This is a genomic window from Halococcus dombrowskii (assembly GCF_022870485.1).
GTDB lineage: Archaea > Halobacteriota > Halobacteria > Halobacteriales > Halococcaceae > Halococcus > Halococcus morrhuae.
Map to the genome: position 1 here is coordinate 209773 of NZ_CP095006.1, position 24681 is coordinate 234453.

The 24681-nt window shown below is 57.0% G+C and carries 29 protein-coding genes; 26 read left to right on the plus strand and 3 right to left on the minus strand.

All coding sequences use genetic code 11. From position 1 onward, the window contains the following. Window positions 1-12: 12 nt before the first annotated feature. The 9 genes from MUK72_RS15310 (at window position 13) to MUK72_RS15350 (ending at window position 9365) form a co-directional block, all read left to right on the plus strand. The gene (locus tag MUK72_RS15310; protein WP_244705398.1) at window positions 13-990 is read left to right on the plus strand and encodes an IS1595 family transposase; all 978 of its coding nucleotides are present in this window, start codon (window positions 13-15) and stop codon (window positions 988-990) included. 524 nt (window positions 991-1514) lie between these two features. Next, window positions 1515-1922: a hypothetical protein gene (locus MUK72_RS15315; RefSeq protein WP_244705400.1), complete on the plus strand. Its 408-nt coding sequence runs from the start codon at window positions 1515-1517 to the stop codon at window positions 1920-1922. Between the two features lie 126 nt (window positions 1923-2048). Further along, the gene (locus MUK72_RS15320; RefSeq protein ID WP_244705402.1) at window positions 2049-2369 is read left to right on the plus strand and encodes a hypothetical protein; all 321 of its coding nucleotides are present in this window, start codon (window positions 2049-2051) and stop codon (window positions 2367-2369) included. Beyond that, window positions 2362-2697, plus strand: a complete 336-nt coding sequence (locus tag MUK72_RS15325) for a hypothetical protein (protein ID WP_244705404.1) — start codon at window positions 2362-2364, stop codon at window positions 2695-2697. The genes MUK72_RS15320 and MUK72_RS15325 overlap by 8 nt, the downstream gene beginning before the upstream one ends. Window positions 2698-2746: 49 nt before the next feature. After that, complete coding sequence (gene recJ / locus MUK72_RS15330) at window positions 2747-4243, plus strand: RecJ family nuclease (protein WP_244705406.1); 1497 nt, start codon at window positions 2747-2749, stop codon at window positions 4241-4243. A 90-nt stretch (window positions 4244-4333) separates the two neighbouring features. After that, window positions 4334-5233, plus strand: coding sequence for a hypothetical protein (locus tag MUK72_RS15335; RefSeq protein WP_244705408.1), 900 nt, complete (start codon window positions 4334-4336; stop codon window positions 5231-5233). A 78-nt stretch (window positions 5234-5311) separates the two neighbouring features. Next, the gene (locus MUK72_RS15340) at window positions 5312-7363 is read left to right on the plus strand and encodes a hypothetical protein (RefSeq protein WP_244705410.1); all 2052 of its coding nucleotides are present in this window, start codon (window positions 5312-5314) and stop codon (window positions 7361-7363) included. A 78-nt stretch (window positions 7364-7441) separates the two neighbouring features. After that, a complete protein-coding gene (locus MUK72_RS15345; RefSeq protein WP_244705412.1) occupies window positions 7442-8305 on the plus strand; it encodes an N-6 DNA methylase in 864 nt (287 codons plus the stop codon). A gap of 172 nt (window positions 8306-8477) precedes the next feature. Continuing rightward, window positions 8478-9365 (plus strand): DUF6610 family protein, encoded by an 888-nt coding sequence (locus tag MUK72_RS15350; RefSeq protein WP_244705414.1) that lies wholly within the window; start codon window positions 8478-8480, stop codon window positions 9363-9365. Between the two features lie 50 nt (window positions 9366-9415). On the opposite strand, the gene MUK72_RS15355 is transcribed toward MUK72_RS15350, so the two are convergent. Continuing rightward, a complete protein-coding gene (locus tag MUK72_RS15355; RefSeq protein WP_244705416.1) occupies window positions 9416-9697 on the minus strand; it encodes a phage repressor protein in 282 nt (93 codons plus the stop codon). Window positions 9698-9924: 227 nt separating this feature from the next. Between MUK72_RS15355 and MUK72_RS15360 the strand changes: the two genes are divergently transcribed. From MUK72_RS15360 to MUK72_RS15400, 9 genes are all read left to right on the plus strand, one after another. Beyond that, window positions 9925-10749 (plus strand): hypothetical protein, encoded by an 825-nt coding sequence (locus MUK72_RS15360; RefSeq protein ID WP_244705418.1) that lies wholly within the window; start codon window positions 9925-9927, stop codon window positions 10747-10749. Between the two features lie 251 nt (window positions 10750-11000). Beyond that, window positions 11001-11900: a hypothetical protein gene (locus MUK72_RS15365; protein WP_244705420.1), complete on the plus strand. Its 900-nt coding sequence runs from the start codon at window positions 11001-11003 to the stop codon at window positions 11898-11900. A 490-nt stretch (window positions 11901-12390) separates the two neighbouring features. After that, window positions 12391-12636 carry a DUF8129 domain-containing protein gene (locus MUK72_RS15370; protein ID WP_244705422.1) on the plus strand — a complete coding sequence of 82 codons (246 nt, stop codon included), beginning with the start codon at window positions 12391-12393 and terminating at the stop codon, window positions 12634-12636. 104 nt (window positions 12637-12740) lie between these two features. Then, window positions 12741-13049, plus strand: a complete 309-nt coding sequence (locus tag MUK72_RS15375; RefSeq protein ID WP_244705423.1) for a non-histone chromosomal MC1 family protein — start codon at window positions 12741-12743, stop codon at window positions 13047-13049. 111 nt (window positions 13050-13160) lie between these two features. Further along, window positions 13161-13595: a hypothetical protein gene (locus MUK72_RS15380; RefSeq protein ID WP_244705425.1), complete on the plus strand. Its 435-nt coding sequence runs from the start codon at window positions 13161-13163 to the stop codon at window positions 13593-13595. Continuing rightward, the gene (locus tag MUK72_RS15385; protein WP_244705427.1) at window positions 13592-13960 is read left to right on the plus strand and encodes a hypothetical protein; all 369 of its coding nucleotides are present in this window, start codon (window positions 13592-13594) and stop codon (window positions 13958-13960) included. Before MUK72_RS15380 ends, MUK72_RS15385 begins: the two co-directional genes overlap by 4 nt. Further along, a complete protein-coding gene (locus MUK72_RS15390; protein ID WP_244705429.1) occupies window positions 13957-14349 on the plus strand; it encodes a hypothetical protein in 393 nt (130 codons plus the stop codon). The genes MUK72_RS15385 and MUK72_RS15390 overlap by 4 nt, the downstream gene beginning before the upstream one ends. Continuing rightward, window positions 14346-14693, plus strand: a complete 348-nt coding sequence (locus tag MUK72_RS15395) for a hypothetical protein (protein ID WP_244705431.1) — start codon at window positions 14346-14348, stop codon at window positions 14691-14693. Before MUK72_RS15390 ends, MUK72_RS15395 begins: the two co-directional genes overlap by 4 nt. Next, the gene (locus MUK72_RS15400) at window positions 14686-16329 is read left to right on the plus strand and encodes a DNA cytosine methyltransferase (protein ID WP_244705433.1); all 1644 of its coding nucleotides are present in this window, start codon (window positions 14686-14688) and stop codon (window positions 16327-16329) included. The genes MUK72_RS15395 and MUK72_RS15400 overlap by 8 nt, the downstream gene beginning before the upstream one ends. A 330-nt stretch (window positions 16330-16659) precedes the next feature. Here the strand turns inward: MUK72_RS15400 and MUK72_RS15405 are convergent, their stop codons facing one another. After that, the gene (locus MUK72_RS15405; protein ID WP_244705435.1) at window positions 16660-17850 is read right to left on the minus strand and encodes an ISH3 family transposase; all 1191 of its coding nucleotides are present in this window, start codon (window positions 17848-17850) and stop codon (window positions 16660-16662) included. A 231-nt stretch (window positions 17851-18081) separates the two neighbouring features. On the opposite strand from MUK72_RS15405, the gene MUK72_RS15410 reads away from it, so the two are divergent. The 8 genes from MUK72_RS15410 to MUK72_RS15445 all read left to right on the plus strand — a co-directional run bounded on the left by MUK72_RS15410 (window position 18082) and on the right by MUK72_RS15445 (window position 23094). Next, on the plus strand, window positions 18082-18378 hold the full coding sequence (locus MUK72_RS15410; protein WP_244705437.1) for a hypothetical protein: 297 nt from the start codon (window positions 18082-18084) through the stop codon (window positions 18376-18378). Between the two features lie 131 nt (window positions 18379-18509). Continuing rightward, window positions 18510-19046 (plus strand): hypothetical protein, encoded by a 537-nt coding sequence (locus tag MUK72_RS15415; protein WP_007743236.1) that lies wholly within the window; start codon window positions 18510-18512, stop codon window positions 19044-19046. Window positions 19047-19802: 756 nt separating this feature from the next. Next, the gene (locus tag MUK72_RS15420; protein ID WP_049913249.1) at window positions 19803-20534 is read left to right on the plus strand and encodes a DNA polymerase sliding clamp; all 732 of its coding nucleotides are present in this window, start codon (window positions 19803-19805) and stop codon (window positions 20532-20534) included. 9 nt (window positions 20535-20543) lie between these two features. Next, window positions 20544-20753 (plus strand): hypothetical protein, encoded by a 210-nt coding sequence (locus MUK72_RS15425; RefSeq protein WP_007743234.1) that lies wholly within the window; start codon window positions 20544-20546, stop codon window positions 20751-20753. A gap of 49 nt (window positions 20754-20802) precedes the next feature. Continuing rightward, a complete protein-coding gene (locus tag MUK72_RS15430) occupies window positions 20803-21666 on the plus strand; it encodes a beta clamp domain-containing protein (RefSeq protein WP_244705439.1) in 864 nt (287 codons plus the stop codon). A gap of 65 nt (window positions 21667-21731) precedes the next feature. Beyond that, window positions 21732-22070 (plus strand): hypothetical protein, encoded by a 339-nt coding sequence (locus MUK72_RS15435; protein ID WP_007736792.1) that lies wholly within the window; start codon window positions 21732-21734, stop codon window positions 22068-22070. Then, complete coding sequence (locus tag MUK72_RS15440) at window positions 22070-22462, plus strand: hypothetical protein (RefSeq protein ID WP_244705442.1); 393 nt, start codon at window positions 22070-22072, stop codon at window positions 22460-22462. The genes MUK72_RS15435 and MUK72_RS15440 overlap by 1 nt, the downstream gene beginning before the upstream one ends. Window positions 22463-22647: 185 nt before the next feature. Further along, complete coding sequence (locus MUK72_RS15445; RefSeq protein ID WP_244705445.1) at window positions 22648-23094, plus strand: hypothetical protein; 447 nt, start codon at window positions 22648-22650, stop codon at window positions 23092-23094. A 155-nt stretch (window positions 23095-23249) separates the two neighbouring features. Here the strand turns inward: MUK72_RS15445 and MUK72_RS15450 are convergent, their stop codons facing one another. Further along, window positions 23250-24626 carry an IS4 family transposase gene (locus MUK72_RS15450; RefSeq protein ID WP_244705447.1) on the minus strand — a complete coding sequence of 459 codons (1377 nt, stop codon included), beginning with the start codon at window positions 24624-24626 and terminating at the stop codon, window positions 23250-23252. Window positions 24627-24681 lie beyond the last annotated feature (55 nt).

The following is a 24681-nucleotide window of genomic DNA, read 5'->3' on the forward strand; positions in this document are numbered from 1 at the left end:
GCATCCCGCCGTATGCTAGTGGATGTGCTCCAACGGACAGCTTTCGGCGGGATGCTCCAGGAAGTTGTTGAGCGCCAAGCAATAGTGTTCCGCCCCGAGCCGCTCGACGCCATCGTCGAGCAGCGCTGCAAGCGTGCGTGGGAGCAGGCTCCCTGTCCCGAGTGTGGAGAAACAGCTCTCCAGACTCGGGACGGCAGTCCCCGAGTCTGGTGTCGTAACTGCCGCTATAGCTTTATATACACCCGAAACACGCCGTTCGCAAACACCGGTCTTACACCCGGTGAACTCCTTCTCATCTTCATTCTCTACGCTGATACCTTGCTCAGCATCAACCAGATCGCCCAACTATTCGATTCCTGCTACGACACGATCCATACGCAACTCCGCGATGGGGAAGCCGCGTTCGAACGCGGCTTTCCCCTCGTCTGGGAGCGCATCCAGCACACCGTTGAGGGACCAACACAGATCGATGAAACCGGTTCGAAGTGTTCGGGCTACAAAGGTCAATCGCCGCCGCGGGACGGTCTCTCCCGCGGCGGTTCTGGGGAACCGGGCCGATCACGCTGGGAGGGAGCACCGGGCGACAAACTCACGCTCGTCGCGGCGAGCCGCGACGTGCTTCGGGTGATCTCAGCCGAAGAAGGATCAAAATACGACGAGAATCTCGGGCCAGTGATCGAGGAAGCAGGCGATCTCTCCCAGCCGCTGGGAGAGATCTGGACCGACGAACTTCCCGCGTATCAGCAGATGAATCACGAGCATCGAACCGTTGTTCACGACGATAAGTACGTCTCAGACGAAGGCGTCCACACAAATCAAGTCGAATGCCTCTGGTCGCTGATCCAGCCGTGGCTGGAGAAATTCCGCGGTCTCTCCAAACCAGGATTGGAGCAGTCCGTCCGAACCTACGGGTTCGTACGGACGTTGAACCTCGTCGGAGCACCGCTACACGGCCTCGTTGACTGCTTTGCCCTCAACGTGTTTCACTAGATTCGGCAAGAGCGTTCGCTGATGGAACAGAGCTCGTCTTCAAAATACCTTCGTGGGCGTCCTGGAACCTCGATGTCCACCGGAACGATTCCGGACGCGACGCCGCTCACGCAATCGATCCTGAAACCCGTCGCAATATCGCTGTCCACGAACGAGACTGTCTCTACCGACGACGCGAAGTTGGCTCGCGACCTGGAGAGCGGCTAGCAGAATATCGTCGTTTCAAGCTTCGTGAGATCGACGTCGATGGGAACGGGAACGTGTGGCTCGAATCCGACGCCGGTGAGCGATACAGCGCGAAAGGCGTTCTCACGACGCTTGAATCATCAGATCGGACGTGGCGACGCCAGACACCAGATGGGGTCGATGGATCAGGCTCAGCTTGGCAACAGTGGGAAGACGTACGCGACCGATCAGCCGTTCCAACGCCGCCATCGTGCGCAGCGCTCACCGTCAGCCAAGTCTCAGGAGCTGGCTCACGTGCCCGGATGAATGAGTTCTTGGAAGGTGGTCCAGATGGACTCGTGGACCATACGCTTGGCAGCGTCCACGTCTGGAAGGCCGCATTCGAGGCCACCTACCACGGCGAAACAATCGCCGTGTTGATCCTTTCGACGCCAGCTTCACCACACGTCGATCCGAGCTCGGAGATCGTCATCTCTCGGCTGGCCTGCCACCCAGTACGGCCTCAAAACACTTCGTCGTGGTTCATCGCCCGGGTGAGAGACTGGGCTCGCGACCACGACTACGAACGGCTGGTTGCCTACGCAGGTATCGGAAACAACGATGGCACCTGCTACGAGGCCGCTGGTTTCGAACTCGAAGAATCGGTCTGGGCAGACGGGAATGGATGGACTAATCGCGATGGACGTGGTGAGGTCGCCAACGGTGATCGGTGGCGGCGCTCAAAATGGGTGTGCGCTCTTGAGTAGTACAACCATGATCGAAGAATCGCCGCTTGGTTTGTCTTCATCGGAGGAGTGCATGGACCGAACAACAATATTCCACACCGACGTACAGCCAGATCAATCCGAACACAAGCCACGAGGAAACACACAATGACGCTCTTCATTGCTGTGGATGGTAGCAATCCAGAAGCGCTCGATACTGCCGACGACGAACTCATCGCCGGCACCGTTCACCAACTGCTTCGCGAAGAGGTGTTGGTACAGGACATCGAGACAGTCGGCATCGTCAAGAATCTCGGAAACGAAATCGATGGGGCCGTGATCAGCGAAAACGGCTTACAGATTCTGGCTGACGAAGTTGACCGAACTCTCTGCGATCTTGACCTCAATCCGGAATACGAAGACACTCTCTCAGAAGCGTGGGACGAAGCACACAGCGCCCTACATGATACCGGTGAGAACAATGACTGACACTGACGAAAGCAACCGAGCAACGAAGACCATCACGATCGCCCACGGGGATCAGGATCAAGATCACGAAATCATCAACGATTCCATCGCGGCGTTGCAGCAGATTCCAGGAATGGCTGTCTGGGAGGGCGACGAGACGAGAACAAACGTCGTCGAAAATGGCGAAACCGACGAAATCCACGTCGAAGGTGTCGAAGACTGCGGGAGTGTTGCTGCACGTGTCGCCATCGACTACGCTACCGATCCGCCAAGAGTGGTCGTTCGCGGCGATCCGATAAATGAAGAACCGACCGACATAGTGTCGCTCAAATCTACGGACGGAGAGTGACGCTGCCTCACGGTTTTTGTGACCGGGAGAGGAGCGAGGAGTACCCCAGATGAATCCTCCACTCACACCGGACGTATTCGACGCTCTTCGCACGCGGGCGCGTGCGTGTACCAACCGACTCCGCGAAGCGTCCTCGGTGCTGATCGCGTCACACATCGACGCCGATGGGCTGACAAGCGCCGCTATCGCGGCGACAGCCCTCGAACGCGCTGGTATCGGCATCGAGACAACGTTCGCAAACCAGCTCGACGAAGACGCTCTCGAACGCATCGCAGCGCGTGACGAAGAGACCGTGCTGTTCACCGACTTCGGGAGCGGTCAGCTCGATCAAATCGTCGAGTACGAGCACGCAGACGAGTTCACTCCCGTCATCGCCGATCATCACCAGCCTGCCGACGCAGACACCGAATGTCATCTGAATCCGCTTCTGGAGGACATTGACGGAGCGACCGAACTTTCAGGTGCAGGTACATGTTACGCCCTTGCTCGTGTGCTCGAACAAGAGAGTAGTGGGTGTGGCGGAGACGACCAGTACACCGACAACCGCGATCTCGCCGCACTCGCAATCATCGGAGCAGTCGGCGACCGTCAACTCCGAGACGGTGAGCTGGTCGGTGCAAACAAACAAATTGCCGCCGACGGCGTTGAGATCGGTATCCTCCACGAGCGGACCGATATCGCGTTCTACGGCAAGCAAACCCGTCCACTGCCGAAATTTTTCGAATACGCCGACGACGTTCGTATCCCCGGTCTCACAGGTGACGAGCAAGGAGCGATCTCGTTTCTGTCCGATCTCGACACGAAACGCCATCTCGATCTTCGTGACGACAGCGGGTGGCTGCGATGGGTGGACCTGGAGCGCTCGGAGCAGCGCCGGTTGATGAATGCGACCGTGAAAACCGCCATCGAACAGGGCGTATCCCACGAAGCCATCGATGACCTGATCGGCACGAGCTACCTGCTTCCCGAGGAACCCAAAGGGACAGAACTCCGGGATGCAAGCGAATTCTCGACACTACTGAATTCGACAGCGCGCTACGACCGCGCGGAGATCGGCCTCGCGGTCTGTCGTGGCGACCGAGACATCGCACTCCACCACGCACGCGAACTCCGGTCAAACCACAAGCGCCGTCTCTCCCAAGGGCTCGAACTGGTCAAACGTGTGGGCGTCACACGCGAGGAGCACGTTCAGTGGTTCGACACGGGCGAACGTATCCGCGACACTATCGTCGGCATCGTTGCCGGGATGGCACTTGGCAGCGAGGGAATTACGACTGACCGCCCGATCATCGCGTTCGCGACGAAAGCCGATGCTGATGCTGGTACTGACACTGACGAGAGCCCAGAGCGGAAAGTCTCAGCACGTGGGACGAACCAACTCGTCCAGCAAGGACTCGATCTTGCGGTCGTGATGCGCGACGCGGCAGAGGCGGTCGGCGGCGGTGGCGGCGGTCACGATGTGGCCGCTGGAGCGACGATTCCTACCGGCCGTGAGATCGCATTTGTCGAGCGTGTCGATGAACTCGTGGCCGACCAATTGCAGTGAAAGACAGGCCCCAGAACCAACTCACCTGTTTTTCCCAGTCCGGAGAAACGAGACAGCAACCAACAACTGCTCGTCTTCGACTATATACCCATGTCTTCACAACAGATCCAACCGACAGACGAGAGCCTGCCATCGCTTGATCTCCCGTCCGGTGCGCTTCCCGTATCGCATCCCAACTACGTTCACGATGTCGAAACCGATCCGCCCGAGATCGAACCAGTCGAACACCGGTTACGCGTCGATTTCATCGACGGCGGACCCCTGACACCGCATCCACTTCATGGGTCGCACCAGCCGCGTCCGCGCCGGTACGCCGATCGGACGCTCACCGAAATCTGCCAGGCCGAACAGCACTACTACCCGTCGCTGCCAGATGGAGAGGAATTTGCAGACGCGCCTGCATTTCTGCACGACGAACTCGCACCGTACTTCGCCGAGCTGCGGGAGATCCAACAGCGCCGGTTCGAATGGTATACTGAGCACATCCCAAGAAACCTTGACCAGATTCTCGATACTGTCGAGAGTTTGTATCCATATGATGCTGGAGGAACATTCCGCGATGTCAACACGTGGATCGGGCTCGTGGTCGTGGCCGATGAAACATCCACTGGTGCGTACGCAAGCGAACATGGTCTCGACGAGGAATATGTCGTTCACGAGGGCGATCTCGACGACTACGCATCGCCTACTGAGTACGGAATATTGCTCCCAGCACCACTGCTCGCTGGCGAATACAACAGCGGGAGTCAGTACTCACTGATCCCGTGGTCGGATGGATTAGTCTGTGCTTGCCCGTACAAACAGAAGCGCCCGTCGCGAGTGATGTGCAAACACGAACTCGCAGCGACGATACGCCTCGCCAACGACGATCAGTACATACTTCCAGTCGATACAGGTGTGGACGTTCCCCAACGCGCTCGCCGATTCGTTAGTCCCACCATCGCCGCGCAGCACACACCGAAACTTCCACGGGATTCACAAAATGGATGAATTGCACCAAATGTATAAACCAGGAATCGTTGTAGTTGGGCGTCACGTTTATTTTCCACCGCATAGATTAGTTGAGTGATGAAACAAAATCTAGCTATCGCCGGCATGGCACTCGTTCTAATCACATCAGTCATCGGTGGAAGCATGGTTCTTGGGGGGAACTCCAATTCCACTGAAGCCGATCACACCAATCCGAATGCTACTCAAGCGACAGCAGCGCAGATGAGCGTCGAGAATGTCGAGGTGATCAATCGTTCTGAAGGTGTCATTACAGCTGACGTCACTTTCAACGGAACGATCGATGTGGACAAGCTCAAGCGCTCGCTTTCGTCGCTGTTCAGCGACCGTCAAACCAACATCAGTAGCATTACCATCACGAATGTCAGTGGGGATGTTGCCACCGTAGAGCTTGTGACGAAAGGCCGCGCCAGCTCAGAAACAGTCGAAACCCGGCTCCAAACTCACCTCAGTAACGACAGCACAGCACGCAACGAGACGACCAACAGTTCGTCCGAGACCGAATCCACCTACCGGAACGAGACTGCAACCCACTATCAGATCGACTTCGTTCGGGGCCAACCGATTAAAAACCTGCAAGGCCCCGAAGGGACCTATACGAACGACCAGTTGATCCGATTCGCACACGGGAGTTCCGAGCGGCCTATCTATCGCACCTCAGACGGCGAGTTTACGCCTAACAGATCGCTTGCGCGCTGTATCGACAGCCAACCGATCTCCGTCGATGCTGAGAACAACACAGCGTCAATCTCGTTCTCGGTTGCGAAAAACTGCGCTCCAGTGACGCTCTCGCTCGTCAGTTACGACAAACCGCCGGTCGTCTGGAGTCCCGAAACTGAAGACGAACAGGACTACATCGATTCAGCCACCACAACGTTCGAAGCGGGTGGCTCCTACACGCTGACCGTTCAGCTTCCGAGCAATGCGACCGCCACCGAGACGCCTGAATCGAACACCACAGCCGCGGAGACTGCGGCCTCTACTGAAGAAGCTGAAACAGAAACGTCCGAACCGACGCAGACGGCCACGGCCACGTCCACGGAGACGCCATCGACCGAGTCAACAGAAGCAACTCCTACAACGTCAACTCAGACGCCAACTCCATCGTCGACTGCAACGGAGACAGCCGAATCGGCACCAGCTAACTCGATAGAAACCGAAACAGAGACACCGACCGAGACAACCGGTGGAGCATCCGCCACAGATTTGGGAACAAAGATTGCAGCCGTGGGGTCATCACAACCCACGACCGGGACACCAGCGGAAACTGAAACCACAACAGCAGCGCCAACCGAGACGGCCGAACCAACTGAAACGCCCACAGAGACGCCAAACGACACATCGCCGTCGACTGAGACGACCACTGGAACAGACACACCAGCTGATACACCACCCGCGACACCGACTGAAGAACCAACGACGACACCAACAGAGACACCAGAACCAACTGAAACGCCTGAACCGACCGAGACAGAAACTGAAACCACCACAGAAACAGCAACTGCAACACCCGAACCGACCGAGACGGAAACAGAAACCGAGACCGAGACAGAAACGGAAACTAGCACACCACCGTCACCACCCACGGACACGCCAACTGAAACGTCCGAACCAACAGAGACACCAGAACCAACCGACACCGCGACGGAAACTGAAACAGCTACGGAGACGGAAACGGCGACTGAAACGCCCGAGCCGACCGAGACGCCACCAGCACCACCTACGGACACACCAACCGAGACACCAGAACCAACCGACACCACGACAGAAACTGAAACCACCACAGAAACAGAAACAGCGACTGCAACACCAGAACCGACCGAGACCGAAACAGAAACGGAGACTAGCACACCACCAGCACCACCTACGGACACACCAACCGAGACACCAGAACCAACCGACACCGCGACGGAAACTGAAACAGCTACGGAGACGGAAACGGCGACTGAAACGCCCGAGCCGACCGAGACGCCACCAGCACCACCCACGGACACGCCGACTGAAACGCCCGAGCCGACCGAGACGCCAGAGCCAACCGACATCACGACAGAAACCGAGGAACTAGAAGCAGAAGCTGAGACTAGGACAGCCACAGCAAACAAAACGAGCTAGGACCTCTCGCACGAGAACGGTCGCGAGAAACAGCTGCCTACGCGTGTTTTTTCTGCGTCGTGAAGGGCGGAGACGCCAATGCCCTATCTCGACGACACCTACACGAAACCAGTTCTCGATTCGCTCAGCGACGTACATCAGCAGACTGGCCACGGCTGGTCGCGCGTGTTTCGCGACTGGATCGATATCGTCTTCGCGAGCCTGCAACGCGACGACGACAGCCACGGCAAGATGGCCAACCGATACAAGAGTGATTTCGGCAAAGAAACGACGCAGACTGCTTTCGAAGACTACGCGGAAGCCTTCGCCAGCTTGCTCGCTGTGATGGAACAGACCGATGCCGACGTGCTCGGCTGTCTGTTCCAAGAATACGGTGCTCCATCCGAAGAAAATGGTCAGCACTTCACGCCACCGCACGTCGCACGATTGCTCGGAGGAATGATGCTCCCCACCGACGAGCAAATCGAGAGCACAACTCCAGACGACCCAATCACCATCCGCGACCCCACCTGCGGGAGTGGTGGTCTCCTTGTCGGTGCAGGACAGCAACTCGAAGAATGTGCTGAATCGCCATACGCCGCAGTATTCGTCGGACAGGATATCGACATCAGATGTGTCAAGATGACTGCGATCAATTTCGTCGTCCGAGGACTTCCTGGGTTTGCGATTCACGGCGATTCGCTCAAGGCCGACCCGATTGCCGCATGGGAGATCATGCCCACAAAAGGGATGATGGGTGCACCAATCCAAGAGTGCGAGCCGCCCCAGTTCACACCTGTATCAGACGACGAGACCACAGACAGTTCAGCATCAGCCACAGCGACAGATGGCGCGGACAAGGTGGAAGGACAGAATGCCCAGGTCGACGTGGACGTAGAGCTGGATACGCAGCAGGCCGAGTTCGCTGCATTCACCGATAGTGATGGTGACGTAAATCAGTGAGGGCAGCTCAATTTCTCACTCGGTGTGGGGTGTGTCCGAATTCGGATTCGGATATCCTCCCATGTCCAAACCCCATCCGCCAGCACCAGCAGTCGGCACCGCACCAGAGCAAGCGGACTCAAGAGCGATTGGAGACGCCGATGACATCGCTGCTGCACGTCGAGCGAAATACGTGGCGTTTCTCCACCGCCATCCGTTCGCCACCGACGCCTACAACCTCGGCTTTCTCCCCGGTATCCGCGAGGACTACTCACTCCAAATCGATGACTTCGCAAACGTCGAGACACCCGTTCTGATGGTCGACAACGATTTTCGCGACCCTGATGCCGACCGATACGTTGCACGCATCCGAGAAGTCCCTGAGCAACCGTGGGTGTGTGTTCTCGGCGATGCCACGACACCCGAGCAGGCTCGCGACTACGCTCAGCTCGCCCGATCACTTGTCGACGAGTTGCCCATCACCGAGTTCGTGATCGTTCCGAAGTGTCCCGAAGCATTTGAGATCATCGACAAACAGTTCGTTCTGGGCTACCCGATGGGATACTCAGACATTCAAGCGACAGATGTCAGCACGATAAATGATTGGCGAGGGCGGCGCGTTCATCTCCTTGGTGCGAGTCCTCCAAAACAGTTCGAGGCGATACAGCGCTTGACACAGCCAACGATTACCGGTGATCCGCCCGCAAACATCATCGGAATCGATTGGAACGGCCCCCAACGTGTCGCATACCTCGGCGAATATTGGAGTCGTAACGGCTGGCAGGCGGCCGACCAGCTCTCGATCCGTGAAACTGTCAGAAAGAGCCTCCGCGAGATGCGAAAATTCTGGCAAGAACGGGGGGTCTGGCCAACTGAAACACCGGTCGAAAGTAGCGGACCCGCTGTACGCGAACCAGACGACCCAGTGTTCACAGCCAGCGGCGAGACCATTCGCGAACGCGAAACACTCGAAGATGCGGTTGTCACTGACTACGATAACGGACAAACGCTCGCCTATCAATCCGAAACCGAACGCGCATACGTCGAATACCACGCCGGGCTTGTCCATAGTGGCTCCTAAGAATCGTCGCGAACAAAATTTAGTGAAGGAACAACATTCCTGCGACGGGTTCAGCCACTCTCGTCTCCATCTTCGTCCTCATCCTTATCATTCTCATCAGAGGTTTCCCGCAGGTCCTCGACTGAGAGTTCGTTCTGAAGATACGCACGGCCTTTTTCGACGATCCGATAGGCAGCAACGTCCGTATGCCGCTCGACGAGACCATGCTCTGCAAGCGTCGCACAATGGCTTGCGACAGCTTGTCGTCCATATGGCAGATTAAGACACATACTCGCTGGCTTGATCCAATAACCGTCAAGATCAGCTAAGAACTGCAAAATCGGATAATCCATAGCCGTAAGCCAGCTCACTCTTCGATACATCTGATACTGCCCGGATTCAGGAATGTGTAGGATTAGAACCACCGATCGGGTGTCCTTGTATCCGATATCGGTTTCTATAACGTCGATATCGGTGTTGGATCCATCTATCGGAAGGGGGTGTAGGACAAGCTATATATGGAAGGGGGTGATGATTGCAGACGCAAAGCTAGGCACACAACCGCGCGCAGAAGGGATGCTTGGACAGCTACCCCTTCTGCCTCCGAGGTAATATAGCTTGCCCTCTCGCCGAGCGACAGCTATCTCTCGGAGGCGACGTTCCCGGCGTCGGCGTTCACACGGGATCACGAGTCACACGCATGCACGCATCCAGCGGAACGACAGCCGCACAGTCCGGCGAACAGCTTTTCGAGAGAATTGTCGCTCTCGAAGAGCGCGTTTCCGAACTCGAAGCCGATCAAGAGCGTCACCGAGAAGAGCTTCACGCGGTCGCACGAGAGAACCACGAGCTTCGGTCGTCGCACGAACGGCTCGAGGAACGGGTTGACGACACCGAAATCGAACACAACGAACTGCAGAGCGAACTCGAACGCGCCGAAGCCAGCCGTGGACACATCATCGAGGACATCGTCGACGTTGAGGAGCAACTCACTGATATGGAAGTCAAGCCTGTTGAGCCAGACAATGGAAACAACGCGAAAACCTCCCAACAACACACGGACATGGCTCCCATCGAGCGGATTTCCGTGATGGATACCGATGAGACCGGAATCGATGTGACTCCTTCCATCGAACGCGCTGTCTCGATCTTCGAACACTGGGAAGAATGGTCCGACAAGACACCAAAGGGACGTGTCCTCAAGGATGATCTCAAAACACTCCTTCGGACAGCAACCGGCGAGGGGCTCGCATGGCGGCAGGTGTACCGCGCCGCCGAAGCACTCGAAGAGCTCTCCAAGGGCCACATCGAATTTATCGATCACTCCCGCCACGGCAAGATGCTGATTGAGTCTCAACCAGCCAGGAGCGGTGACTGTCACTCGTCGTCAGCGGCCACAAGCTGATCCCCGTCAGAGAACCACCTGCAAAACGATAGCTCAATAACAGGAACAATCGTTCCATGGATAGGTGCGGTGTATGCATCGGCCAATTACTGACGGGTGAATCGCCTCATTCAGCCTCACAGCTAGGACAGAGAACGAAAGGACTAGTCCGACTACTGACGACGCTGTCAGTGAAACAGTCACCGATCAATGGTTAGAATGAGGAAGTTGTGTTTCCCAAACTTTATGATGAATAGTCGATAATACCTCCCATGGGTTCTGGAAAAATACAGTACGTGAGTGGAGGGGATGTTCCTTCACCCGCATTCACATTCTCAAAACAGAGTTTTTCTGGCTCCAGCTATATACAAAGTGGCGGCAGAGGCGCTAGTGGGGACGAAATCGACACAATCATTGATCAATTGATGGACTTCGCGTCCGTAAACGCTACTGATGGGTGGTTTGGGCTTGTTCAAAAACAAACCACATTGACATGGTTTGGTCACGGGTTGGAGGCATTTGTTGAACTTCTTAAATCACCGCACGAGGAACGCCCCGGACTCGCTGGCGAAAACCCATATGATATACATAACACATACAAAAACACTCACCATCGCGGGCAAGCTGTATGGGTGGGTCCGGGTGGTCCAGCAAATACAATGGTTATTTCAGGCCAATCACGTCCACATTCTGATTTCATTGAACAATTTACTGTTAGTTTACTTACAGATGAGTCTCTTTCGCAATCCCAGTTGATTGACGACGTTGCTGGGCTTCCAGTCGATTTTGGCACTGCTCATGAGTGGGACTGCCCTCGCTATGTAGCCTCACAATCCCAACGAAGTGACATTCAAATCCAACAGATTGAGACCGAGATCTCCAAGATGTGTTATGATACGCAAATCGATGCGGTGGTCTGTGAGAACCCATATTATGGCCGATCAGACGCCCTCGCTGAATTACTAGATGTTGAGGTGCGAGACAGTGGCCGAATTTGTGAAAACTTAGCAGAATATGAGAAAATCCGGTGTCATGTTTCTCCACCTTATCACCCAGATAAAGAACCAAATGGCTACGACGTGGTTCGATTCGAAGTCGCAGATGTAAGAAAATTAGGGGCGAGTGAGATAAGTCCGGTTAATGTTCGGATTAATATCCAACCCCAGTTCTAACGGATTCATAGGGTAATGCGTAGATAATTACCGTCTACCGTGGCCATCGGAGATGTCTCAGGGTGGTAAGTACTTTTGCAGGACCCTATCAGAGTAACAGACTGCCCTGGTTTGTTTGCTCCGGAGAGGCATGGAGGAGTCTTCACATGTCGTCCTCAACTCACGCCGCTGACACTAGGACCGAAACCGCAAAGAATCGTCGTACCACCATTCGTGACTGCGCTCTCGCAGCCCTAACCGACGCAGACACTGACAGCGAGACCATGAAAGCGACCGTACTCCGCGAGTATTACCGTCACCGCTCCAGCGTGTCGCTTGAAGATGTCCTCGAACTTAATACGGTGGTTGCCGCTCCAGAGCAAGGACCACTCAAAGAGCGCGTTGCGGCGGTTTTGACAGAGGCGATCGCACAGCACGACAGCTGGACAGACACTCCGCAAGCACCACCGGCCAGCGAGAATACTTCTGAGCCGGTCACGGAGGCACACTAATGGCCGCACAAGCGACGATCGGCACCGACGGTGGGAGGGATGATTCTGAACACATCCTCGAGGAACTTCCGCCAGAGAAACTGCTCGATACACCCAGCTTTCGGCTGATCCGTGGTGGCGTTGCCTGCATGCATTCGGTCGAGACGGTCAAGCAGTACGTCGCTCACGAGAATACCACCGAACAGCGTGAGCAAGTCCTTCGATTGCTCCACCAGCGCGCGGCAGAACTCCGCGACCAGGAGTAGTCGTCTTTTGACAAGCTACGATTCGCTATCCCGGAGCTTTCCCTCGAATTCGCCGGTGCATTTATATATTTTCTGTCGGTACGGATGAGTGGAGTAGATATTCGATGGTTCGCCAAGACGGCAAACGAAGCTTCGGTTTGCGTGAAACGGATGGAAGTGAACCCAGCGCGTTCGTAGGGAATTATCCACGGCAGGCAGCCCTGAAAGCCGCTCGGCGGCTTACTCCTGGACCATCAGAGGCAGACGCCGATCGGCAGAAACTCCGTCTACGTGAACGCGGTACCGACAAACTCCATATCTACGAGGCGTGGGCGTGGGAGGAGGATGCGCCCGAGAACGGACCCGAATGGCTCTCAGGCACGATCACTGAAGCCAACGTCGCAAAGCAGGGCATCGAACGCCTCGACGAGTAGTCCCCTTCTCCAACCGTCGCGTCCGGACGAATTGCGGATACAGACATGGTGGAGTGTCGTGACCCATTGTACTCGTGTTTTATTTCCCCAGAGGGGTGGAGGAAAGAACCAATGGGTCACGACACGCAGTCCAGATCACCAACTGAACAGTCTGAACAGCAACAGTATCCAGCCGCCGAAACCGTTGCACATCTCTCGAAAGCGACCTACCACCAGCGAATCGAGACGCTCGCTGAACGGATCCTTCCCCGACTCGCCGACGAGACAGGCACAGTCCAGACGGTCAACTATGACACAGTTCTCGGCCATCTGAAAGTCGTCGAGCGAATGAGCTTCGACAATCCGTTTTCGATCCTGAAACACAGCGAGTACGAACTCGATGCGTTCGACTGGGAACGGGTCAACAGCAAGCATCCAGTTCACGGACTCGCCGAGCAGGCACGCCGACTCGTCGCTGGCGATGTCCAGCAACGGCTCCTCGAACTGGTCGCTACCGACGACACACGCGTAGGCACTGGATCGCCGCACAACGGAGGACCACGATGACGGAGAATCAGCCTGACAGAGATCTCTATCTTGAATTGCTCGACGAGTGCTACGGAACGGTACGTGGGACAACCATTGAGGGGGTTGACGAGATCGCTGAATACGCTGTCGAAAAACGGTGTAACGAAGCAGTTGGCGAGCACGAGGTCATCGGAAATGTAGAAAAACCAAGGACGAACGCCGCAATCATCGCCGTCTCGACTCGTACCGAAGACGTGATCGCAGATACCTCGGGCCACAATTCCGCCGAGCTTTTCGCAGAACTAGCGCCTGCCGAGCACCTTGCGGAACTTGCGCATCAGGTCGCCAAGTACGACCTCATCGAACGTGTGCTCGACGAGCAATCGGAGGATACTCATCAATGAGCGACAGCAAAGCGAGCCGTCAGACGAAGTACAAAATTCCCGACGATCACGTCTGGGCAGACGAACAAGTCCAAGAATCCGAGAACCGCCCACCCGTGGCAGAGGTGGGAAGCCACTCGGTCGAGATCCTACACCGCGATCGCGACCGCACGAGCAGCGAGGGCGATATCCGGTATCGGTACGTGTTCGAGAATGGCGAAGCCATCGGCATCCTCCAGTCGCATCGTCTCGCCGAGAGCAATCAATTCAATCCGATGGGAGCAGCCGCGCCGTGTGAAGTCCCAGCTGTCGTGAAGGACATGCTGGCCCACGAGATGCGAACCGACCACTGGACTGAGGTCGTCGATATCGAGCGAGCACAGCAATTCGCAGAGGTGGATGGTCGATGACTGGCGACGAGGATCGACAGCCAATTCGAGACGGCCGAAGCGTCGAAGCACGAAACATGGACGAGCTCGTGATGGCGCTCCGCGAGATCGACTTCATCTACAGCGTCGATTCGGATCGCGAGCGTGCCATCGGGCTGACGTTCGACCTCTCAAAATTCGACCAGGAAACGGCGTGGGAGGGGTCGGATATTCCAGAGGCTGCAGCAACATTGCTGTTCGAAGCACGATTCGTCCCGACAAGCTTCGGGCGCGAGTACAATCAGGCGAAAGACGCTCACCTGCCAACGATCTGGTTCGAAACCGTCGAGAGTGTAGCCAGTAGGGCGGGTGATATTAATGAGTGACCGTCGTCGCCGTGACGATACTGTCCGCGCAGTCGATCTATTCTGCGGCGCTGGTGGTCTCTCGTGGGGTCTCGCCCAGACCTGCGAACACCTCGATCGCGAGGTCGAACTCGCTGCAGTGAACCACTGGGAGACAGCAATCGAAACGCACGAACAGGCCCACCCGTGGGCCGATCACCACCACGCCCGCGTCGAGGAGTTGGATCCGCGAGAGGTCTTTCCCGGAGAACGGGTAGATATCTTGACCGCTGGCCCCGAATGCACGCACTTTTCAACCGCTCGCGGTGGGCGGCCAGTAGATGATCAAAAACGCGCCAGCCCGTGGCACGTCCTAACGTGGCTTCAGAAGCTCTACGTCGATAATTTCGTCGTGGAGAACGTCCCTGAATTCGAATCATGGTCGCCAGTCGGTGCTGACGGAACGCCGATGAAATCGAAGGAAGGGGAGACGTTCGAGGCGTGGATCAATGCACTTCACAGCCTGGGCTATAGCGTGGATTGGGAGGTGCTCAACGCTGCCGACTTCGGTGACGCTACCAGTCGGCGGAGATTGTTCATCATCGGACGCCGTCAGCATCGGCCGGAATTCCCCGAGCCGACCCACAGTGAAAACGGAAAAGAGCCAGACACCGAACCGTGGCGCTCAGCCGCGGAAATCATCGATTGGTCTGAGCCCGGCGAAAGCATCTGGGAGAGGAACAGACCACTCGTCAGTAATACGATGCAACGGATCGCAGAAGGGATTCGCCGGCACGCCCACGACGACTTCGAACCATACGCAGATGCAGTCGCCGATCTTGGGAAAGACGATGTCGCTGCGATGCAAGAGGGTGCTGTGCCCGCAGCAAAAGCCACCGAGGCAGCCCACGAGCGTGATAATCCGTTTCTCGTTAAGGGGCCGGTTCCCGAGCCGTGGACGGACGGTACGACCGGCCTCTGTATCCCCTATCTGCTGGGCCAGCACTCCGGCTCGGTCGCACGAGACGTTACCGAGCGGCCGGTGCCGACGATAGCCACTCGGGGTGCGATTGGTCTCTACCGGCCACAGGCGTTCGTCCTACCGCGAAACGGCTACCACCGGGGCCTCCATTCGAATCCAGCCTACGATCCGATGGAGCAACCGCTACACACAGTAACGGCGAAGAACCACGATGGACACGTCGTGACGCCGTATCTGGTCCCGTTCTACTCTGAACGCGCTGGGCAATCCCCACGAACGCACGATATCGACGAGCCGCTGCCAACGGTCACAGCGACGGGTTCCCAGCCTGCAGTCACGCGACCATATCTGATCCAGTACCACGGCAATTCAGGCGCTCGAGACATCGACAAGCCGTTGCCGACGGTAACCACACGCGACAGCCTCGCGCTCTGCCTTCCCGAACACTATCCGTGGGGCCTCGACATTCGGTTCAGAATGCTCCAGCCGAGAGAACTCGCTGCTGCGATGGGTTTTCCTTCAGACTACGAGTTCGCAGGCACCAAGACCGAGACGGTCGAACAGATCGGCAACGCCGTACCGGTGCATCTCGCCAAGTCCCTGATCGAACGACTACTAGCCGGCCGTGATCCAACGCTTCAAGCGTTTGCATCCGAGAATGAATCGGTAGCTACCGATGGAGGCGACCAACCATGATTTCTGAAGACACAAACGCACAACCTACGAAGGCGGCACAAGAACCCAACCTTGATGAAGTTGATTGGGGGCCGACCCAGCGCCCGCTTGACGACGGAGAGTCGTGTCCTGAATGTCGCTAGTTGTCCACTCTATCGATAACGGTGGCAGCAAAAGCCCGGTTCCACACCGGAGTGACGTCGAAAACGAGGCGAAGAATCCTACGAACGCTGCGGAGGAGCCAGCAAATATCGGATCACATACGTATCCCTTCCGTGGCTGCCACTGAGACCACTCCCAGAACAGAGCTGTCGCTCCTCGCCAGCCTCGCTTCGGGTGAAGCGAGGCGGCTCAACCCAGTCCGTGCTCGTGTCCTGCTGGCAGTCCCTCTCTGTTCGTCCGATGCTTCGTCTTCCAGCCGAGTTCATCGTCCAACACCTCTTCAATCCCATGGAGAAATGCATCACCGAACGTGAAGTCTGTCGGGAGTGCTCGCCCGCCACGCCGTGGTCGGGCGAGCACCGCCCACTGCAACACGATCCACAACTGCTCCAACAGGAAGCCAACACCCACGTAGAACAGCCGAATTGTCGTAGATGGCGTCGTTGTCAGTGCCCGCGCTTCCCGGAATTTCTCGTAGCTCTTCTCGATCCGTGACCGGTTGTTATAGATCCGCGCCACTTGCGTCGGCGTGCGGTCTTCCAGACCGTACGCCGCGTATCCCGTCTGTTTGAGGCCTGACTTCCCACGATCACCGTTTTGGTATGTGACGTTCACTGCCAGTGGATACGTCTGTTCATACGGTTTTCCTTCACAAATCGTCTCTTCGGTCATGTACGATTTGTCCGTCGTCAGCTTCTCTTCCAGCGAGTCTTTCCCAGTCTTCACCGGAAAGACCGGCGGTGCTGCCTCACGAAGCACACCGATCAACTCGCCAGCAAAGGCTGCTCTGTCGATGAGAGTCCGCTCAATCTCGAAGGGATATGTCTCGACGCGGGCGAGCAGGCGCTCGACCGCGTCGGCCTTGTCATCATCGCCGTCAACTGGCTCGACTGCCAGCGTCAGCGGCTTCCCTTGCGCAAGGACGAACACTGTGCAGTAGCGATGACACTTTGTGGTGCCATCACGGGCTTGCATCCGGCGGAACTCGTCTTCATCTTCCGGGTGACCATGGAACGGGTTGTCCATGAAGTCGATGCAGATGGTTCTCGACCCGCCGCGGTCGAGAACCGTCATCGCCACCAACGCGAGGATACCGTTGACAGCATCGAGCATCGGCTCGTTCTCCAGCGTGTGCAGCCAATCCATCACCGTCTCCCGATTTGGTGTGTCCTCGGTGTTCGTCGTGACGCCGTTGACCGATGTCGTGTCAACAGCAGCCCGTAGCACGACTTCCATGATTTCCTCGGAATCGAGGCCAGAGCCCTCGATTCCTTCCAACGGTATCAGCTCAAGCAATTCCATGCTAAGAGACTTCAACTGACCGTTCGAAATGAACTCGTCCGGATCTGTGAGGATGCGCTTGAGCTTTGGGAGCTTCATCACACAGAAATCCGGACAGCGGCTGAATCAGGCGACTGATTCAGTCGCATCATTCTGGCCACTACATGACAGCAACTGAGCTGTTGGGCCAGAGTGGACAACTAGCGAATGTGGCCACGAATTCGATGCCGACAAGTGGGACGTGAGACATCTCCACGGTGGAGCGTGGATTGGTGAGAGCTGGGTTTTCACATGTTCCGGTTGCGAACAGGAAACTTGTATTATTAGCACATGAACCGGGATGCACAGCCCTCAACAGAAACCGACCAGCGTGAAATCATCATCACAGACACCGCAAAATCGAAAGTATATCGACTTCATTCAGAATCTCAATTGGTTGAGAACATCCGTAATCAACCCGGAGCAGTATACCAGAAAGGCGATAGCGACGAGTACCACCTCGTCAAAAACGGCCAAGTAATCGTTATTGTGGTCGAACCAGAGAAGTATGTCGTGGTCACGCAGATGCACAATCACCCAGACTATAATAATAGGGATATCTATCAAGAAGTTCGAGAATTACCGTAATATCCGACCTGCGAAGAACTGTGAGGACTCCCTGCTACAGTTAGGTGTTTTCTCGGTTGTGCTGCTGGCAATTCGTTTTTCTTCCCCGAGAGGAGTGCGCGGGGGAGAACGTCCGCGCGGAGACTACTCACATGAGCGAATCCACACCGACACCCGGACACGGACCAGTCGTTGACGACTTTCTGCCAACTGCCATCCAGCTCGGTACCCGTGCGCTCTGGCAAGCCAAAGGCTCTCAACGGTATATCGAGCGTATCGTAACGCAGGCAGACGCCCAGCTTGGCGATATCGAGAGCGATATCGTGGCGGCTCGCACTGCCTACGAAGACGCCATTGGAGCGTTCACTGGCGAAGAGGTGTGTGTACTCGCCGATCAACTTGACGCTGAAGAACAGGCTCTCGATCACCTTCACGAAACTCCGAGTGACGCTCCACAGGCGAGTCAAGCCGTGGCGACGTTGTTCAGAAAAGGACTATCCATCGCGACCGAGAGTGCCGGTGAAGAGTTCCACCAGCGAGTGTCGGAGGCCGAAACCGTCCGTGAGCAAGCGTGCTCGATGGTTGGTGGGGCAGCCATCGCCATCGATGCACTCGAGCAAATCGCCGACTGCCACCCGGATGTCGACAGAGACGAGATGACACTCCCATCACGAGAAGCCGGCTGGTGAGCCACGTATCGAGCATTCTGACCCTCGTTTTTCTTCCCCGAGAGGGGTGCGCGGACAGATAGAGACGAACACGTCCGCACGAGGACATCCAAAACCATGACCGAAGGTACCACGAGCAGTTCTGATACAGACGCACCGACCGACAACTCTGTCGATAACAGCCGAGAACCCGAATCTGGAGATAGCCACGATCCGTCCGAGAGCGGCAGTGACGACGCTATCGACACGTCGGCAATGGCCCGTGCGCTCAAACACGAGCTCGAACAGAAGGGCATGACCGTCGAAGTCGAAGACGACGGCGAAACCGTTGCCGCCGAGAAGCTTGACCAGTCCTACCGCATCCGTCCCGATGGGACTGTCGAGGGTAACGGCGTCCTCAAAGACGGCATCGAAAACATCGTCGCCGATCTCGATCCCGTGCAGGACACGGAGACCGACAATCCTGAAATCGACGCAGACCCAGACACGGGAGACGATTCTGACGACAGCGCTTCCAACGCTGACGAGAATGACCGCAGCAAGGAGAGCAAGAGCAGTGAGGGCGTCAACGACGAGAACGGGGTCAAAGACGAGAGCGAAGACGAGGTATCTTCTTCGGAAAGCGACATGCCGACCGCTCCCGCCGAAACCGATGAGACAGCTGCTACGGTCGAAGACGACACCGCGATCGAGCAGAACGAAGAGACGGAAGAGGAGGCCGAACGAGAGGAAGAAGAGTCACTCCCCACGGGCAATGTTGGCCGATTCGAAGCAGCAATCGAAGTCGGCCACCTCCAGGAGGTCATCGACGCAGCGCACGCAATCGTCGATGAGTGTCGCATCCACCTCGATACGGATGAGCTCGTCATTCGTGCGGTCGATCCGGCCAACGTGGCGATGATCGATGAGAACGTGTCCGCTGATGCGTTCGAAGCCTACGACACGGACTGTGGCGAGATCGGTATCAATCTCGAACGGTTGGACGAGGTGGTCGGTATCGCTGACAACAATGACGACCTCGTACAGTTCGATCTCGATCCGAAAACCCGGAAACTAGACGTGCAGGTCAACGCTGTCGAATACACGCTCGCGTTGATCGATCCCGAGTCGATCCGAGCAGAGCCCGATATTCCGGACCTGGACTTGCCCGCCACAGTCTCGATGGATGAAGCCGAGTTCAAGCGAGCGATTCGGGCTGCGGATATGGTCTCCGACCACATCACCCTCCAGGTTGACGAGCGCGAGGAGTGCTTCATCGCCAATGCCGAGGGCGATACCGACGATGTCGATCTCGAACTCTCCGGCGACGATCTCGAAGACGCCGACTGGGGGAGTGCGTATTCACTGTTCAGTCTGGAGTATCTGAAGGATCTCCGCAAGCCAATTCCGTCGGATACTGTCGTTCGGATGCAGCTCGGTGAAGAGTTCCCGATCAAACTCACCTTCGAGTTGGCTGATGGGGCGGTGGATGTCGAATTCATGGTCGCACCGCGAATCCAAAGCGACTGAACACCATCCATGTACGCCACAATCGGTGAACGCGACTCGAAATTTTCCTGTCCGACGCTCGTCAACACCGAGATCGACACCTGTCATGACCTGTTTTGGACAATGCGCGCCGCCGAGGAGTACATCGAAGAGCAGACAGGACAAAGCGTCGACGACGACCAGTGTCCACTCCGGGTTGTGGAAATCGTCGAGCTCGAAGACGAATCGACGACCGAGTGAGCGCACCAGCCACGGTTTTTCTCCCCCGTAGGGGTGGAGGGAACAACCAATGTCGACAGAGAGTCACACATACGACGAGAGCAGCGCTACCGCGTCGATTCAACCAGACGATGTGGATACAGATACGGCCGAAACGGAGTGTCCAACGCTCACGGCAGCGGTTTCAGTTGGGCGCGTGCAGCGATTCCTCGATGCGATTCGGACGGTCAACGACGAGTTCCAGCTCGAAGTCACGCCAGACGGACTGACCGGGAACGTCGTCAACGACAGTCGAACGACGATGGGGAGCGTGCGTCTCGACGCGAGTGCGTGCGAGAGCTACCAAGCGACGGCCGGCAAGATCACTATCCAAACGAGTCGCCTGCGAGAGGTGACGCGCATGACCTCGAACCGCGACGTGATGCGCCTCACGCTCGATGGGGACAGCCAGACGCTCAACGTCGAAGCGGACGGGGTGGAGTGTTCGCTTCAGATGAACGAAAGTACCCAGATGTCCGCGGTCTCCGAACTCGATGAAGCAGACCATCCATCGGTCTGTGTGCTCGAAGGCGGCGAGCTGAAGCGGGTCATGAAGGCCGCCGGCCATGTCGCCACAGAAGTCGATTTCCGGATCGAACACACTCGCGAACGCTTCGTCGCGGAAGCCAACGGCGATAGCGATCGACTCGTTGCACCCCGCGAGGCAGCCGATATCGAAGAGTTGCTCGTCGGTGCTGTGCCAGTCGCGTCAACGTTCAATCTCGGCTACCTGCGCCAGATCAGACGGCCGATCCACAAGCGAACCGAAGTCACGCTCGCGCTCGGGACGGACAGTCCCCTTCTGGTCGCGTTCGACATTGCCGATGGCGCAGGCCACGTCGAGTACAGTATCGCGCCCGTCGTCACCACTGATGACGACGAGGGCGACGAGTAGCCCAGTCGAGAGAAAGGGAGAATTCCGCCTGTTCACTGTCAGACCACCTGCTACCAGATTCAACCATGACCATTGACCAGAAACGCGAGACGGTCGTCTCTCTGCTGCGAAAGACCGACCGCGATCACCACCACAAGGGCAGCTCGACAGCATCGCTCAGGGCCCTCACGTACACCGCGAAATCGACCCGGTTGGGACGATGTAGTGTCGAGCGTGCTTACTCGTTGCTCACGAGCTACCAGACAGGCACGTGGGGAGTGACAGCCGACCAGCTTCGGGACCGGCTCCGTATCGACGCGCTCGGTGTCGCCGAGTACGACGACCCGTTCGACGGCCAGCCGTTTCGGAGCGCGGAGCTCGACCGGCTTATCGAACAACTCCATCGATACCGAGAGGTGAATTGATGGGTCGAATCACAGAACGGACGCAGGTTATCGATGCCATGGAGGCCGCCGCCGATGGTCACGACAGTTCCGAACTGCTCGGGGACTGTCCATACAACGCACGCAGGCTGTACGACGAACTCCGAGAGCGTGATATTACCGCCTACATCGTTCGTGGCGGACTCGACCATCCGGATGAAGACAGTCAGCCATCGTCGATGGATGAGGCAATGGAGCTGGGGGTTGTCCACTGGTGGGTCGAAGCACTCGCCGCCGACGACTGGCTCACAATCGATCTTGCTGCCGAAGATCCCAACCGCTACGGAGACCAGCTGCTGACCCCGCGACGCCCGGCAACGTACATCCCCTTCGAGATCGACCCGCGGGACAGCGAGATGTTCGCAACGCGCTGAGCAGGAACAGCAGGCTCGGCCACACCATTGTTTTTCATCTCCATGAGGAGCGAGAGGTCTGAAACCATGTCAAACGAAGCGAATCAACTCCGCTGCCGGAGCTGCGGAGCCCAGACGAGCGAAGCAGATGGTGCAAAGATCGTGCGCGGCGAGCGTATCCTCGGCGTCCGGGCGTACTGCCCACAATGCCAATGAACGAGCACACCGACAGCAGTAGTGACCGCGAACTGACTACCGAAATGACGCCACGCCTGTCCGAAACCGACTACGAGGTCAAGGTCAAGGTGCTCGCAGAACGGATGCTGCGAGAGCTTGCCAATGACACAGGGGTGCTCACGCCGTTCGATACTACTGACGTTCGGACGCTCTTGAGCGAGACGGTAACGATTTACGAGAATTTCCCGTTCAGTATCCTCGAACATGGCCAGCACAAGCCGAGAGCGGATGTGTGGCCATGGATCGACGACGCTGTGCCGAAAGAGAGTCTGCGACGGCAGGCACTCGGTATCCTCGCCGGAGACGTCTTCAAGCGCCTCAACCAGTTTGCCCAATCCAAGAAATACACCTACCGGCAAGCACTGGTTATCGCTTTAGGTCAGAATGAGCGTTCTGTGCGGAATCTGGCCTGCTGATCGCTGTGGAATTTCTCAACGATGAAGAATGAGGAGACGAGTCGAGATCGATATTGCTGGCGTCAACTGATCTCAAGTCGATCTCCATTCAGAAACGCGCCGAATCGGGAGCGTTCCCACTCAACGCGAAGCTTTCCAGGCTCGGCTGACGACAGTCAGCCGGGCCGGATCGTCGCCAGTTCGCCCGCATTTCTCACGCTCGGATCGACGCTCCCGTGAGCCACTCGCTCCGTGAGCGCGTGGCGATCTACGTTCGGGTCGATCGCTCCTTCGATGATCACGACCCCGACGCCGTCCCATCCATACCCGAGCTGTTCAGCCAATATCCGCAGCAAATCGCCGCTGAACAGCTGGATTCGCTTCGAAAACCGCATCGGCTCGATTCGGTCTTCTTCCTCTACTGATCGCTGCGAGGCGGGTCCGAGCCGTGCTCGAACCCGCCGCAGCAAGTACCGACTCACCAGTACCATCAGCAACGCTGCCAGCATGAAACACTCCACCGCTGTCTTCCGCCGCACCGATATCTCGTCTAACTCGAACACTGATTTCAGCTCGTCGATGACTGTTTCGACGCTCCATCGACCGCTGTATAGCGCCGCGAGTTCTCGCGGCGCAAACGCCTCTGCCGGGAGATTCGTCGCGTAAAGATGATAGTCGTGATCGGCTTCGACTTCCTCCGTTCGGTGATCGTCCTCGTCGTCCTCATGGCGGACGCCGACGATTCGGACATCGTAGGGAAGGTGCGGATCGTCCTGATCCGCACCGATCGTCCCCGTTGCATCGATGATCTGCCGATAGAGATCGGGCAGCACCTCCTGGAGGTGCGTGCCCTCCAGGTCGATCGTATCACCACACCACGTCCGGAGCTCGTCGATGATCTCAGGGTTTGCGTCGACGTTAAGTCGGCTCACGAACCAGCCGCCAGTGCGGTCGATCCGTGCTAACCTCGCGTAGTCGAGGTAGCCGAGATCGAACAGGACCAGGGAATCTTCGACCCAGTCACCGATCCGGAGCTGCGTAGTTTCTTGGGTACGAGCGTCGGTGATCGATGAGTAGATCGGAGCCCGCGAAGCAAGTGATTCGATCACGTGGAGCTTCGCTCCAGCGTGATCGTTGCTCAATCCGGGGAACTCATCGAAGGATTCCGCTGAGAGCGTACAGATGGTCCCATCCGAGACGAAGACATCTCGGAAGCGCTCGAAGCGGCCTTCGAGCGCTGATTCTGTCCGTCCAAGCTCAACGCTGATGTAGCCGCAGATGTCGGTAAGTAGTTCGGTGAGATCAGGTGTGACCCACTGTTGGACGGATGAATACGCAACGGAATCGCTGGTGAACGCCTTGTAGAGGTCTTGAGCAGCAGCAAGAGACCCGTTGGATTGGGTAGTGCCAATAGTGAACGACCAGAAGAACGCGAACGCATCGATGTGTCGGTTGCGTTCAACGAGGTCGGTAGCGCGAGCGTGCTCGCGCACCGACCGTGGCGGGAGCAGATATCGGAGCTCTTGACCGAGAATATTGAGCCATCGATCCATGAGTCCCGACTGACGCGGGAGACAATAGCGCCTGCTGATTCAGACGAATCCTAAA

Excerpts from the sequence above, each read along its gene's own strand:
- MUK72_RS15310 (WP_244705398.1), top strand. The coding sequence starts at position 13 with ATGCTAGTGGATGTGCTCCAACGGACAGCTTTCGGCGGGATGCTCCAG.
- MUK72_RS15320 (WP_244705402.1), top strand. The coding sequence starts at position 2,049 with ATGACGCTCTTCATTGCTGTGGATGGTAGCAATCCAGAAGCGCTCGAT.
- MUK72_RS15325 (WP_244705404.1), top strand. The coding sequence starts at position 2,362 with ATGACTGACACTGACGAAAGCAACCGAGCAACGAAGACCATCACGATC.
- recJ (WP_244705406.1), top strand. The coding sequence starts at position 2,747 with ATGAATCCTCCACTCACACCGGACGTATTCGACGCTCTTCGCACGCGG.
- MUK72_RS15335 (WP_244705408.1), top strand. The coding sequence starts at position 4,334 with ATGTCTTCACAACAGATCCAACCGACAGACGAGAGCCTGCCATCGCTT.
- MUK72_RS15340 (WP_244705410.1), top strand. The coding sequence starts at position 5,312 with ATGAAACAAAATCTAGCTATCGCCGGCATGGCACTCGTTCTAATCACA.
- MUK72_RS15345 (WP_244705412.1), top strand. The coding sequence starts at position 7,442 with ATGCCCTATCTCGACGACACCTACACGAAACCAGTTCTCGATTCGCTC.
- MUK72_RS15355 (WP_244705416.1), bottom strand. The coding sequence starts at position 9,697 with ATGGATTATCCGATTTTGCAGTTCTTAGCTGATCTTGACGGTTATTGG.
- MUK72_RS15365 (WP_244705420.1), top strand. The coding sequence starts at position 11,001 with ATGGGTTCTGGAAAAATACAGTACGTGAGTGGAGGGGATGTTCCTTCA.
- MUK72_RS15370 (WP_244705422.1), top strand. The coding sequence starts at position 12,391 with ATGGCCGCACAAGCGACGATCGGCACCGACGGTGGGAGGGATGATTCT.
- MUK72_RS15375 (WP_244705423.1), top strand. The coding sequence starts at position 12,741 with ATGGTTCGCCAAGACGGCAAACGAAGCTTCGGTTTGCGTGAAACGGAT.
- MUK72_RS15380 (WP_244705425.1), top strand. The coding sequence starts at position 13,161 with ATGGGTCACGACACGCAGTCCAGATCACCAACTGAACAGTCTGAACAG.
- MUK72_RS15385 (WP_244705427.1), top strand. The coding sequence starts at position 13,592 with ATGACGGAGAATCAGCCTGACAGAGATCTCTATCTTGAATTGCTCGAC.
- MUK72_RS15390 (WP_244705429.1), top strand. The coding sequence starts at position 13,957 with ATGAGCGACAGCAAAGCGAGCCGTCAGACGAAGTACAAAATTCCCGAC.
- MUK72_RS15395 (WP_244705431.1), top strand. The coding sequence starts at position 14,346 with ATGACTGGCGACGAGGATCGACAGCCAATTCGAGACGGCCGAAGCGTC.
- MUK72_RS15400 (WP_244705433.1), top strand. The coding sequence starts at position 14,686 with ATGAGTGACCGTCGTCGCCGTGACGATACTGTCCGCGCAGTCGATCTA.
- MUK72_RS15405 (WP_244705435.1), bottom strand. The coding sequence starts at position 17,850 with ATGAAGCTCCCAAAGCTCAAGCGCATCCTCACAGATCCGGACGAGTTC.
- MUK72_RS15410 (WP_244705437.1), top strand. The coding sequence starts at position 18,082 with ATGAACCGGGATGCACAGCCCTCAACAGAAACCGACCAGCGTGAAATC.
- MUK72_RS15415 (WP_007743236.1), top strand. The coding sequence starts at position 18,510 with ATGAGCGAATCCACACCGACACCCGGACACGGACCAGTCGTTGACGAC.
- MUK72_RS15425 (WP_007743234.1), top strand. The coding sequence starts at position 20,544 with ATGTACGCCACAATCGGTGAACGCGACTCGAAATTTTCCTGTCCGACG.
- MUK72_RS15430 (WP_244705439.1), top strand. The coding sequence starts at position 20,803 with ATGTCGACAGAGAGTCACACATACGACGAGAGCAGCGCTACCGCGTCG.
- MUK72_RS15435 (WP_007736792.1), top strand. The coding sequence starts at position 21,732 with ATGACCATTGACCAGAAACGCGAGACGGTCGTCTCTCTGCTGCGAAAG.
- MUK72_RS15440 (WP_244705442.1), top strand. The coding sequence starts at position 22,070 with ATGGGTCGAATCACAGAACGGACGCAGGTTATCGATGCCATGGAGGCC.
- MUK72_RS15445 (WP_244705445.1), top strand. The coding sequence starts at position 22,648 with ATGCCAATGAACGAGCACACCGACAGCAGTAGTGACCGCGAACTGACT.
- MUK72_RS15450 (WP_244705447.1), bottom strand. The coding sequence starts at position 24,626 with ATGGATCGATGGCTCAATATTCTCGGTCAAGAGCTCCGATATCTGCTC.